Annotated in this window: 12 protein-coding genes; 7 read left to right on the plus strand and 5 right to left on the minus strand. The window is 59.4% G+C overall.

The features are described 5' to 3' along the window. Nucleotides 1-26: 26 nt before the first annotated feature. Entirely contained in the window at nucleotides 27-896 is an 870-nt protein-coding gene (gene tsf, locus FY550_RS13080) for a translation elongation factor Ts (protein ID WP_070978434.1), read from the minus strand. A 173-nt stretch (nucleotides 897-1069) separates the two neighbouring features. Next, entirely contained in the window at nucleotides 1070-1828 is a 759-nt protein-coding gene (rpsB, locus tag FY550_RS13085; protein WP_070978431.1) for a 30S ribosomal protein S2, read from the minus strand. Between the two features lie 264 nt (nucleotides 1829-2092). On the opposite strand from rpsB, the gene map reads away from it, so the two are divergent. The 6 genes from map to FY550_RS13115 all read left to right on the plus strand — a co-directional run bounded on the left by map (nucleotide 2093) and on the right by FY550_RS13115 (nucleotide 8736). Then, nucleotides 2093-2890, plus strand: coding sequence for a type I methionyl aminopeptidase (gene map, locus FY550_RS13090; protein ID WP_070978429.1), 798 nt, complete (start codon nucleotides 2093-2095; stop codon nucleotides 2888-2890). Nucleotides 2891-2934: 44 nt separating this feature from the next. Beyond that, nucleotides 2935-5628 (plus strand): [protein-PII] uridylyltransferase, encoded by a 2694-nt coding sequence (locus FY550_RS13095; protein WP_070978427.1) that lies wholly within the window; start codon nucleotides 2935-2937, stop codon nucleotides 5626-5628. Nucleotides 5629-5715: 87 nt separating this feature from the next. Beyond that, complete coding sequence (locus FY550_RS13100; protein ID WP_070978425.1) at nucleotides 5716-6075, plus strand: ArsC/Spx/MgsR family protein; 360 nt, start codon at nucleotides 5716-5718, stop codon at nucleotides 6073-6075. 48 nt (nucleotides 6076-6123) lie between these two features. Further along, nucleotides 6124-7149, plus strand: coding sequence for a 2,3,4,5-tetrahydropyridine-2,6-dicarboxylate N-succinyltransferase (gene dapD, locus FY550_RS13105; protein ID WP_149054582.1), 1026 nt, complete (start codon nucleotides 6124-6126; stop codon nucleotides 7147-7149). 52 nt (nucleotides 7150-7201) lie between these two features. Continuing rightward, nucleotides 7202-8344 carry a succinyl-diaminopimelate desuccinylase gene (gene dapE, locus FY550_RS13110; RefSeq protein ID WP_149054583.1) on the plus strand — a complete coding sequence of 381 codons (1143 nt, stop codon included), beginning with the start codon at nucleotides 7202-7204 and terminating at the stop codon, nucleotides 8342-8344. Nucleotides 8345-8346: 2 nt separating this feature from the next. Further along, nucleotides 8347-8736, plus strand: coding sequence for a hypothetical protein (locus tag FY550_RS13115; RefSeq protein ID WP_199287812.1), 390 nt, complete (start codon nucleotides 8347-8349; stop codon nucleotides 8734-8736). A 65-nt stretch (nucleotides 8737-8801) separates the two neighbouring features. On the opposite strand, the gene FY550_RS17185 is transcribed toward FY550_RS13115, so the two are convergent. Further along, nucleotides 8802-9266 (minus strand): cold-shock protein, encoded by a 465-nt coding sequence (locus tag FY550_RS17185; protein ID WP_070978416.1) that lies wholly within the window; start codon nucleotides 9264-9266, stop codon nucleotides 8802-8804. Between the two features lie 173 nt (nucleotides 9267-9439). On the opposite strand from FY550_RS17185, the gene FY550_RS13125 reads away from it, so the two are divergent. Next, a complete protein-coding gene (locus tag FY550_RS13125) occupies nucleotides 9440-9679 on the plus strand; it encodes a SlyX family protein (RefSeq protein WP_070978414.1) in 240 nt (79 codons plus the stop codon). A 56-nt stretch (nucleotides 9680-9735) separates the two neighbouring features. Here the strand turns inward: FY550_RS13125 and trxB are convergent, their stop codons facing one another. Then, complete coding sequence (gene trxB, locus FY550_RS13130; protein WP_149054584.1) at nucleotides 9736-10713, minus strand: thioredoxin-disulfide reductase; 978 nt, start codon at nucleotides 10711-10713, stop codon at nucleotides 9736-9738. A gap of 157 nt (nucleotides 10714-10870) precedes the next feature. Then, nucleotides 10871-11077: a CPXCG motif-containing cysteine-rich protein gene (locus FY550_RS13135; protein WP_070978411.1), complete on the minus strand. Its 207-nt coding sequence runs from the start codon at nucleotides 11075-11077 to the stop codon at nucleotides 10871-10873. Nucleotides 11078-11401 lie beyond the last annotated feature (324 nt).

Below are 11401 nucleotides of genomic sequence, written 5' to 3' on the forward strand. Positions count from 1 at the left end.
TCATATCGCGAAATCAACACGGCGACTTAGCTGCGTCGCGCCTGCTCCATGACTTCCTTGGCAAAGTCGACTTCTTCCTTCTCGATGCCCTCGCCGACCTCAAAGCGCACAAAGCTTGCCACTTCACCGCCGGACTGCTTGACGTAATCCGCAACGGTGAGGTTCTGATCCTTGACGAAAGGCTGGTTGATCAGGCTGTTCTCGGAGAGATACTTCTTGAGACGACCCTGCACCATCTTTTCGGCGATTTCGGCGGGTTTTCCTGCCATATCCGGCTGCGCCAGAATGATCGCCTTTTCCTTGTCGAGCTCTTCCTGGGGCATCTTCTCGGGATGCGAGACGGAAGGATTGATGGCAGCCACGTGCATGGCCACATCACGGGCCGCTTCAACGGTACCGCCCGTCAGCACCACGATGGCGCCGATGCGATCGCCATGCACATAGGCACCGACCACACCGCCGGCAGGCGCTTCAACCACCGAGGCACGACGCACGGTGACATTCTCGCCGATCTTCTGCACCAGCTGAACACGAGCCTCTTCCAGCTCGCCATCCATCAGGGCAGCCACATCTTCACTGCGAGTATCCAGCACCTTGTTGACGACTTCATTGGCGAAGCTGCGGAAGTTGTCATCACGCGCCACAAAGTCGGTCTCGGAATTGACCTCGAGCATCACGGCGGTCTGGCCGTCATCGGAGACGCGCGTCAGGATGGCGCCTTCGGCGGCCACACGGCCGGCCTTCTTGGCGGATTTGAGGCCGGCGTTCTTGCGCAGGTTTTCGATTGCCTGCTCGATGTCGCCATCGGCTTCGCCAAGTGCCTTCTTGCACTCCATCATGCCGAGCCCGGTGCGCTCGCGCAGTTCCTTGACCAGAGATGCGCTGATAGCTGCCATGTCATGAACCTCTGTTGGATCGGGTAAGTACCGAATGTGCGCTCGTGTGCGCATTCGGCTGCATGTTCTGTTGCTCGCCACCGGCGAGCAGGGTCATGTCTCCAAAAAAGGGGGCCGCAGCCCCCTTTCCTGTCGCGGGACCAGCGCATGCCGCGACTGATCCCGATGACCGCTTACTCGGAAGCAGTCTGTTCGGAGGCAGTGTCCTGGGGCGCTTCACCGCCTTCTTCAACCTCGACGAACTCGTCCGGGTTACCTTCCTTCGCCTTCGCGCAGGCATCCGCCACGGCAGACACGTAAATCTGAATGGCACGAATGGAGTCGTCATTACCCGGAATGATGTAATCCACGCCATCCGGATCGGAGTTGGAATCGACCACACCAATGACCGGAATGCCCAGCTTGTTGGCTTCGTTGATGGCAATGCGCTCGTGATCCACATCAATCACGAACAATGCATCGGGCAGACCGCCCATGTCCTTGATCCCGCCGATGGAACGCTCGAGCTTCTCCTGCTCGCGGGTCACCATCAGGACTTCCTTCTTGGTCAGCTTCTCGAAGGTGCCATCTTCATGCATCGTCTCGATGTCACGCAGACGCTTGATCGACTGACGGATCGTCTTGAAGTTGGTCAGCATGCCCCCGAGCCAGCGATGATTGACATACGGCTGACTGACACGGCTTGCCTGCTCGCGCACGATCTTGCTGGCGGCGCGTTTGGTGCCAACAAACAGAATCTTGTTGTTGTTGGCAGCCATCCGCTCGACCACCTTCAGGGTGTCGTTCAGCGCCGGCAGGGTGTGCTCGAGGTTGATGATGTGAATCTTGTTGCGTGCACCAAAGATGTACTTGCCCATCTTCGGGTTCCAGTAACGGGTCTGGTGACCGAAGTGAGCGCCTGCCTTGAGCAGGTCACGCATGGTAACGGACATGAAAACTCTCCTGAGTCGGGTTAGGCCTCCACGCATCCCATGGGTCCGACCGCATTGGCGGCACCCGGGACCATGTGTCGATGCGTGTGTGGGTTCACGTTTTATCGCGTCTCCTGCAACGGCCGGCTGGCAAGATTGCAGGAAATCGCGCGGCTTTATACCATATCAGGCCTGCAAGATGAAGCCGCCACCTGCTCGAACGCTATCCCCAGGGCCCGCCATCATCCCCGACAGGCTGCCTGCAACCCATGACTATCGAGTGACATGAACATCCCCATTTATACTGCCGAAGACATCGAAGGCCTGCGCATCGCCGGCCGCCTGGCCGCCAGCGTACTGGAGATGATCGAGTCGTATATCGAACCCGGCATCTCCACCGGTGAGCTTGATCGCATCTGCCAGAATTACATCGAGCAAGAGCTCAACTGTACCTCGGCAACCATCGGCTATCACGGCTACCGGCACGCCACCTGCATCTCGCTCAACCATGTGGTGTGTCACGGCATCCCCGATTTCGACAAGAAAATCAAAAAGGGAGACATCTTCAATATTGATGTCACGCTGATCAAAAACGGTTACTACGGTGACACCAGTCGCATGTTCGTAGTTGGCGAGAACATCAAGGGCGAGCGACTTACCCGCATTACCCAGCAGTGCCTCTATGAAGCCATGAAGATCATGGGGCCGGGTGTCTGGCTCTCGGAGATCGGCCGCACGATTCAGCACCATGCCGAGTCCAATGGTTACAGCGTGGTGCGTGACTTCTGCGGTCACGGCATTGGCACCCAGTTTCATCATGACCCACAGGTACTGCATTATGACGGTTATGACCGGAACAACGATGCCCGCCTCGAGCCCGGTATGTGTCTGACCATCGAGCCCATGATCAATGCCGGCAAGTGGCAAACCCGGGTATTACGCGATGGATGGACGGCCGTGACCCGTGACAAGAGCCTGTCGGCCCAGTGGGAACACATGATGGTCGTTACCGACAACGGGATCGAAGTCATGACCGAACGTCACGACGAGGACTTATCCTTCCTGACACCGCACAAGAGCTGAGCCGATAGCCCAACGGGCGCGGCCCTGTCGCATCGGGAGCACGCATGCTGCTGCATCATTACCGTTTCACGCCCGATGAGTCGCTGCTTGATGTGGCAGCCCTGCGCCACGAACTAAAGGCGGGTGACTCGTCCATTGAGCCGCTGCGACACTCTCTTGCTGATATCCGCGAGCGACTGGATGCACGCTTTCGCAACGGCGCCGATATCCGCGATCTGATCTTCGGTAGGGCCTGGTGCATTGATCAGCTGCTGAGTCTGATCTGGGAGCGCATCGACTGGCCGACAGACAATATCGCGCTGCTGGCCGTCGGCGGCTATGGCCGTGGCGAATTACATCCCCACTCCGACATCGACCTGCTGATACTGCTGGAAGAGAGCGACGATACCCGCTGGCATGAAGCCCTTTCCGCCTTCATCACCCTGCTGTGGGATATCGGACTGGAGATCGGCCATAGCGTTCGTACCCTCGACGAGTGCGAACGCGAAGCCCGAAACGACGTCACTGTCATCACCAACCTGCTCGAAACCCGCACTATTGCCGGCCCGAAACGTTTGCGCGATCGCATGCAAACGCTGACTTCACCGCACAGGATGTGGTCGGATGTCGACTTTTTCGAAGCCAAGTGGCAGGAGCAGCTCGCTCGCCATGAGCGCTTCAACAATTCCGAGCACCACCTCGAACCCAACATCAAGAGTTCACCGGGCGGGCTGCGTGACATCCAGACCGTCAGCTGGATTGCCAAGCGCCATTTCGGCGCACGCGCCATCGAGGAGACGGTGGCGCAGGGATTCATTACTGACAATGAGTTGCGCATCATCAGTCAGGGTCGCGCCTTTCTGTGGCAGATTCGCTATGCCCTGCACCTGCTGGCCGGACGCGCGGAAGATCGATTGTTATTCGATCAGCAACGCGCGATCGCCGAACTGCTGGGCTATCGTGACACGCCCGAGCGGCTGGCCGTGGAACAGTTCATGCGCCGCTACTATCGCATTGTTACCGCCCTGTCCGAGCTCAACGACATGCTGCTGCAGCACTTCGAGGAAGCCATCCTGCAGCAGGGACAACAGCAAGGCACCGTGCAGATTCTCAATCGCCGCTTCGAGGTCATCGGTGGCGACATCCGCATTCGTCATCCGGCCGTGTTCAAGCGCCGCCCCTCCGCCCTGCTGGAAATTTTCCTGTTAATGGCCCAACACCCCGGAATCGAGGGTGTGCGCGCCGAAACCATTCGTGCCATCCGCGATCATCGCCACCTGATTGACGATGCCTTTCGGCGCGACCTGCGTCATCGCAGCCTGTTCATGGAGCTACTGCGCTCCGGCGGCAACGTGCCTCGCCAACTGGGGCTGATGGCGCGCTACGGGGTACTGGGCAAGTACCTGCCCAGCTTCGGACGCATCATCGGGCTGATGCAGCACGACCTTTTTCATGTCTATACCGTCGATGCACACACGCTGCGTCTACTCAGCGTGATCCAGCAGTTTCGCAGTACGGATGGCGAGGAGCACTATCCCCTGTGTGCCCAGCTTACTCATCAGTTGCCTCGGCTTGAGGTATTGTGGATTGCCGGACTGCTGCACGATATCGGCAAGGGACGTGGAGGCGACCACTCGCTGATCGGTGCCGAGGAAGCACAGATCTTCTGTGAGCAGCATGGGTTATCTCGCCGCGACACTCATCTGGTGTGCTGGCTGATCGAGCACCATTTGCTGATGTCTACCACTGCACAGAAGCGCGATATCGCCGATCCTGATGTTATTCGCGAATTTGCCGCCACCATGCACGACGAGCTGCATCTCGATTATCTCTACGTCCTGACCGTCGCCGACATCAATGCCACCAATGCCTCGCTCTGGAATGGCTGGCGCGCTGCCCTGCTGCGTCAGCTGCATGGCGAAACCCGGCGAGTATTGCGCCGCGGGCTGGAAAACCCACCCGATCGTGGCCTATGGATCGAAGAAACACGCGACGAGGCTCGCGCCCTGCTACTCGGCATGGGCAGCGATCCTCAGGCGGTTGAGTCGCTGTGGCAGACCCTGGGTGACGATTACTTTCTCTACTACAGCGCCAGCGAGATTGCCTGGCACACCCAGGGGATTCTGCGCGCCGGTGACAATGTCAATCCTCTGGTTTTGATCAGCGCCCCCACCGACGACATGACCGAAGGGGGCACCAAGGTGTTCATCCACACCCGAGCCGTCAACAACCTGTTCGCCGCCACGGCCGCCGCCATGGAACAGCTCGGACTCTCGATTCACGATGCCCGCATCGCCACCTCCAGCAACGAGTGGACGCTGAACACCTTCATCATACTGGACGAGCATGGCGAGCCCATTCGGGAACGTGGGCAATTGGCCGCCATCCATTACCATCTGGTCGAAGAGCTCGACGACCCCGACGACTATCCACGTATCGTGTCACGCCACACGCCGCGCCAGCTCAAGCACTTCAGGGTTCCGACTCGTGTCACCATCGAGCAGGACGACACCAACGCTCGTACCATGCTCGAAGTCATTGCCGCCGACCGGCCCGGGCTCCTTGCCCGGGTAGGCAGGATTTTCATGGAGTGTGGTGTTTCGTTGACCGCGGCCAAGATCGCCACGCTCGGAGAGCGGGTCGAGGACGTCTTCTTCATTACCGACACCGAAGGCCAACCGCTGACCGATCCGGCGCAGCAGCACCAGCTCCATGCGCGACTGTGTGAAGTACTGGATGCCCAGGCCGGCGTCACCTGATAGCGCACCGGCGTTTGAGCCGCCCAGGTGAACCCGCCTATAATCGCCCTCTTGTCCATTTTTCAGCCCACATTATCGGATTGAGCAATGCTGACACTCTACGGTCTGCACAACTGCGATAGCTGCCGCCGAGCGCAGCGCGCGCTGGAAGCGGCCGGATGCACGGTCGATTTCGTCGATCTGAAGCAGCGAAGTGCGGAGCAGGGCCTCGATGACGCCCTGCTCGACCGTCTGCTGGAAGGCGCTGACTGGCGCACCCTGCTCAATCGTCGAAGTCGCACCTGGCGCGAACTCGGAGAGGAAGAGCGCAGCGATCTGGATGAAGACAGTGCCCGGGCGCTGATGAAAAGTCGACCAACGCTGATCAAGCGACCGGTAGTGGATGACGGCACGACCCTGATCATCGGTCATGACCCGGATGGCTGGCGTAGCCTGATCGATCAGTGAACAGCTGCCAGAGTCCCCTGCCCACCACCGTATCAATGGAGCACCCCCATGCTGAGTCTTGCACTGGGTATTGGCCATCAGAACAGCCGCGGCGAGTGGCTGGATGTCTATTATCCTGCCCCGCTACACCAGCCTGACAGCGCGCTGGTCGAGGCGGCGCGACAAAGTCTTGAAGCGCCTGCCGGCAACACCGCCGTCAGCTTTCTGCCCGAGCACTGCACTGCGCTGGCCGATGCCCTGAGCGCTGCCGGCGATGAACATCAGGCTGATATTGCCCGCGCCATGGTCGACAGCCAGCGCCCACTGGTCGCGATGTTTCTCGAGGAAGACCGAACCCCGGAAAGCGTGCCCGAGGTCTATCTCAAGCTTCACCTGCTGTCGCACCGTCTGGTCAGGCCGCATAGCATCAAACTCGATGGCATGTTTGCCCTGTTGAAAAACATCGCCTGGACCAGCGAGGGTCCGATTGACGTTGAGGAACTGGATAACAGGCAGCTCAAGGCGCGTCTCGCCGGCCGCCCGCTATCGGTGGACAGTGTCGACAAATTCCCGAAGATGACCGACTACGTCATGCCTGCCGGCGTACGTATCGCCGATACCGCCCGCGTTCGCCTTGGGGCGTATCTGGGCGAAGGCACTACGGTAATGCACGAAGGCTTTTGCAACTTCAATGCCGGTACCGAAGGCCCGGGGATGGTCGAAGGCCGTATCGCAGCCGGCGTCATGCTCGGCAGCGGTTCCGATCTTGGTGGCGGTGCCTCGACCATGGGTACCCTCTCCGGTGGTGGCAATATCGTCATCCGCACCGGCGAGAACTGCCTGATTGGCGCCAATGCCGGCCTGGGTATCCCGCTCGGCGATCGCTGCACCATCGAAGCCGGGCTTTACATCACGGCCGGAGCCAAGGTCACCGTCCTTGATGATCAGGGGCAGGAAGTGCGCACCGTGGCCGCCCGCGAACTGGCCGGGCAGGATGATCTGCTGTTCATCCGTCATTCGGTGACCGGACGGCTCGAATGCCGCACCAACAAGAGTGCCATTGCGCTCAACGATGTCCTGCACGCCCACAACTGATCCACGGTGGCCGATCGTTGCGACCGGCCACCCCATGACTACCGGACCCTCCATGCCATCAGGCCACAGCGACACCCTTGCACTGGCAATCGAGCTTCTGTCACGCCGCTCGCTGACGCCTGAAGATGCCGGTTGCCAGGCACTGCTGGGTGAACGGCTCGTACGCCTCGGTTTTACTCTCGAAGCCATGGATCAGGGGGGCGTCACCAATCTCTGGGCAACCCGAGGCTCAGGTGACACCCTGATACTGGCCGGCCATACCGACGTCGTACCCACCGGCCCCGAACAGCAGTGGGAATCCCCGCCCTTCGAGCCGACCCTCAATGCCGAAGGCGATCTATGCGCTCGTGGTGCGGCCGACATGAAAGGCAGTCTGGCAGCCATGGTGACTGCCGTGGAGCGTTTCGTTACCGCCCACCCGGATCATCACGGCCGCCTGGCGCTACTGATTACCAGTGATGAGGAAGGGCCAGCCGTAGACGGCACACGCGCCGTAGTCGAACAGCTGCGTCAGCGCGGCGAACGGGCACAATGGTGTATCGTGGGTGAACCGTCATCGAGCGAATATCTCGGTGATACCATCAAGAACGGTCGACGCGGTTCACTGGGGGGACAGCTGACGATCCATGGCATCCAGGGACACGTCGCCTATCCGCAGTCGACTCGCAACCCGATCCATCAGGCAGCACCCGCCCTGGCAGCCCTGGTGGCTGAACAATGGGATGTTGGCAACGAGCACTTCCCGGCGACCAGTTTCCAGATTTCCAACATGCATGCCGGAACCGGTGCCACCAATGTTGTCCCAGGCGAGCTGGAAGTCATTTTCAACTTTCGCTTTTCCACCGAAGTCACTGCCGACGCTCTCAGACAGCGCACCCAGGCCATTCTCGATGCGCACGGACTGGACTACACCCTCGACTGGACACTATTCGGCGAGCCCTTCCTGACTCATGAGGGCCAGCTGCTGGAAGCAGTCGTCTCGGCACTCGAGTCGGTCACCGGACGCCTCCCTCGACTCTCTACTGCCGGGGGCACCTCGGATGGTCGATTCATCGCCGCCGGACTTGAAGCACAGGTGGTCGAGCTTGGCCCCTGTAACGCCACCATCCACAAGGTGAACGAGAGGGTACGCGCCAGCGATCTGGACACGCTGAGCCAGGCATTCGAGACCATCATGCAACGCCTGCTGGGGTAATCATGGAGCGCTATCCGGACATCGAAATCTATCTGCAATGCCATGATATTGACACTATTGCCCGTTGGTTGAGCGAAGCGCTCGGCGGTCCGGTCGATTTCCGACCGGCGGGCCGCAATCGCTGGCGATGCCGGATAAGCAGTCAGGATACGACCATTCCGGTACTGCTGATCGACAATGCCACCGAGGATTTTGCCAGCCTGTGGTTCGACAGCGATGCCACCCCCTGGCCACGTGATGTCGATTGTGCCCGGCAAGCCAGCCAGGCGCTGAATTGTAAGGTGCGCTGTTCATTGGGGAGCTGGCAACCGGGCGACGATCCGGATCGCTTTTTGCAGGTCAACGCTGATGGTGAGGAGCATGTTATCGACTGGCCCGATTCCGGCCAGTAGCGGCATGCTGATACGACAACGCCCCGCACATGGCGGGGCGTACCGAATGGATCGAGCATGGTGATTCAGGTAATGACGGTCACATCCTCGGCTTGCAGACCGCGTTCATTCTGTACTGCGTGATAACGTACCTTCTGGCCTTCTGCCAGGGTCCGGTGCCCCTTGCCACGAATGGCACGAAAGTGCACGAAGACATCCTCCCCGCCATCACGAGTGATGAAGCCATAGCCCTTGTTGACATTGAACCACTTGACCACACCGATTTCGCGGTCATCGTTTTCCACATCGGCGATATTGGCCAGCTTCGGGGTCAGGACATGGACGGCAAGTGTGGCAATCTCCAGCATGATGAACGCAGCCAGCGCCGCCAGAATATAAGCTGTAAGGTAACCGCCGGCGGCCACGGTATCGCCGAAGACACCAGCAAAATGATCACCGCCGAGCATGATCAGAAATGCCGTCAGCAAGGGTGTCGGAAGCGCAAGCAACAGACTGATCAGGGTACAACGCAACAGTGTTTTGGCACTCATGGATAGCAGACTCTGACTCTTATCGGATTATTGAAGTATCCAGACCCCAAAGGGGTCGATGACGTCTCGGCGCCACCCGCCTCTCCAGCTTCCCGAACCGGATTGAACGGGACGCAACAGACCGCACGGAGGAAACGCTGATGAATACGCCCCCGCGACCGGATGATTCTAACATGCACACTGATGACCCGCTTGAAGCGGCCCTGACACGTCTTGAAGCCCTAGAGAATCGACTGACCTGGCAGGAAGACTGGCTGGAACGTCTCGACGAAGCACTCAACCGTCAATCCGCCTCACTGGATAGACTCGAGCGTCTCTGCGGCCTGATGCAGACTCGCCTGCGCGAACAGCGCAGCACACTGGACGATATGCGTTACGAACAGGGCCATGACGAGCGCCCACCTCACTACTGAGCTCTCTTCCAATACGAGGATGGCGGCCATGGGCCCACCATCCTTCGACGGAACAGTTACCAGGCCGAATGCGGCACCGACGGATCCAGCCCATCGAGATAACGTTCGGCATCCAGTGCTGCCATGCAACCACTGCCGGCCGAGGTAATGGCCTGCCGGTAAACATGATCGGCAACATCCCCGGCGGCGAAGACACCAGGCACACTGGTCGCAGTCGCATTACCTTCCAGCCCAGACTTGACCACGATATAGCCATCACGCATTTCCAACTGCCCCCGGAAGAGGTCGGTATTGGGCTTGTGCCCGATAGCGACAAACAGCCCCGGCGCCATCAGTTCACGCGTCGACCCATCTTCGGTGGATTTCAGCCGTACCCCGGTCACCCCGGAGTCATCACCCAACACTTCTTCTACCACGCTATTCCAGGCGATCGACATATTGCCGTTCTCGACACGCTCAAACAGCTTTTGCTGCATGATCTTCTCGGCACGCAGGCTGTCACGGCGATGCACCAGCGTCACCTTCGAGGCAATGTTGGAGAGATAGAGCGCCTCTTCGACGGCGGTGTTACCACCACCGACCACCACGACTTCCTTGTTGCGATAGAAGAACCCGTCGCAGGTAGCACAGGCGGAGACGCCCTGCCCCTTGTAGCGATCTTCCGACTCCAGTCCCAGATAGAGGGCGCTGGCCCCGGTCGCAACGATCAAGGAGTCACAGGTATAGGTACCACTCCCCCCCTTGAGTACATAAGGACGCTGACCGAGATCGACCTCTTCAATATGATCGAGCTGGATTTCGGTATCAAAACGCTCGGCGTGGCGACGCATGCGCTCCATCAGCTCTGGACCCTGGACCCCGCTGTCATCACCCGGCCAGTTGTCGACATCCGTAGTCGTCGTCAACTGACCCCCCATCTCCATGCCGGTAATCAGCAGTGGCTTGAGATTGGCGCGCGCGGCGTAGACCGCTGCGGAATAGCCGGCCGGACCGGAACCGAGAATGATCAGGGCATGATGCCGCGTCTCGCTCATGGAATCCTCGCTTGCTCGAATCGAAATCGTCATGACCGACAGACTGATGTCAGTCTGCCGATCGTATTCTGGCGCACAGCTTAACGGTTGCTGCTGCACACGCCCAGCCATCGCCATCAATGGATATCATCAACGTCATCGATAGCCGTCTTCATGTCTATTCGTCACTACCATCCTCTCGGGAAAGCGTGACACTCTCCAGACCGCCATCCATCGCGGAAACCGCGACAGTGACGACAATCGGGGCACAACACCAATGACAGTCGTGAACGGTTTCATGACTGCCTTCACCGGGGTCGATCATCATTTCGAAACCGGCCCCGCACCAGGGGCACGTCACTTCCTGCGGAATCAGCTCCCACATGCCAAATCTCCCGGTCATCGCCGTGCCATCAAAATGGGTCCATTATTCGAATGAGGTCATCGCATTATGCTTTCAACCTGATACCATTCGAGTGTCGATATGCCTCGCATTTGTGTCGACAATCCGGCAGGCGATGCAGACTCGCCCCAGCCAGAAATGATGCCCGTTTCATTCATGGCTGGTACAGCGACTGACCGATTGCACGTCCGGGGCGTTGCGTCTGCAGCACCCGGCGTCGTTTCATGACCCGTGGACCCATGACTGGCGGGCCCGATCCGGAATCGCGGAGATGATTCCGATAATCGCTGCCCCAAGAAGAGAGGA

The sequence above is a fragment of the Kushneria phosphatilytica genome (assembly GCF_008247605.1).
In the GTDB taxonomy this organism is placed as follows: domain Bacteria; phylum Pseudomonadota; class Gammaproteobacteria; order Pseudomonadales; family Halomonadaceae; genus Kushneria; species Kushneria phosphatilytica.

Excerpts from the sequence above, each read along its gene's own strand:
- FY550_RS17185 (WP_070978416.1), bottom strand. The coding sequence starts at position 9,266 with ATGAGTGCCAAAACACTGTTGCGTTGTACCCTGATCAGTCTGTTGCTT.
- FY550_RS13135 (WP_070978411.1), bottom strand. The coding sequence starts at position 11,077 with ATGTGGGAGCTGATTCCGCAGGAAGTGACGTGCCCCTGGTGCGGGGCC.
- dapD (WP_149054582.1), top strand. The coding sequence starts at position 6,124 with ATGCTGAGTCTTGCACTGGGTATTGGCCATCAGAACAGCCGCGGCGAG.
- tsf (WP_070978434.1), bottom strand. The coding sequence starts at position 896 with ATGGCAGCTATCAGCGCATCTCTGGTCAAGGAACTGCGCGAGCGCACC.
- FY550_RS13100 (WP_070978425.1), top strand. The coding sequence starts at position 5,716 with ATGCTGACACTCTACGGTCTGCACAACTGCGATAGCTGCCGCCGAGCG.
- map (WP_070978429.1), top strand. The coding sequence starts at position 2,093 with ATGAACATCCCCATTTATACTGCCGAAGACATCGAAGGCCTGCGCATC.
- rpsB (WP_070978431.1), bottom strand. The coding sequence starts at position 1,828 with ATGTCCGTTACCATGCGTGACCTGCTCAAGGCAGGCGCTCACTTCGGT.
- FY550_RS13125 (WP_070978414.1), top strand. The coding sequence starts at position 9,440 with ATGCACACTGATGACCCGCTTGAAGCGGCCCTGACACGTCTTGAAGCC.
- trxB (WP_149054584.1), bottom strand. The coding sequence starts at position 10,713 with ATGAGCGAGACGCGGCATCATGCCCTGATCATTCTCGGTTCCGGTCCG.
- dapE (WP_149054583.1), top strand. The coding sequence starts at position 7,202 with ATGCCATCAGGCCACAGCGACACCCTTGCACTGGCAATCGAGCTTCTG.
- FY550_RS13115 (WP_199287812.1), top strand. The coding sequence starts at position 8,347 with ATGGAGCGCTATCCGGACATCGAAATCTATCTGCAATGCCATGATATT.
- FY550_RS13095 (WP_070978427.1), top strand. The coding sequence starts at position 2,935 with ATGCTGCTGCATCATTACCGTTTCACGCCCGATGAGTCGCTGCTTGAT.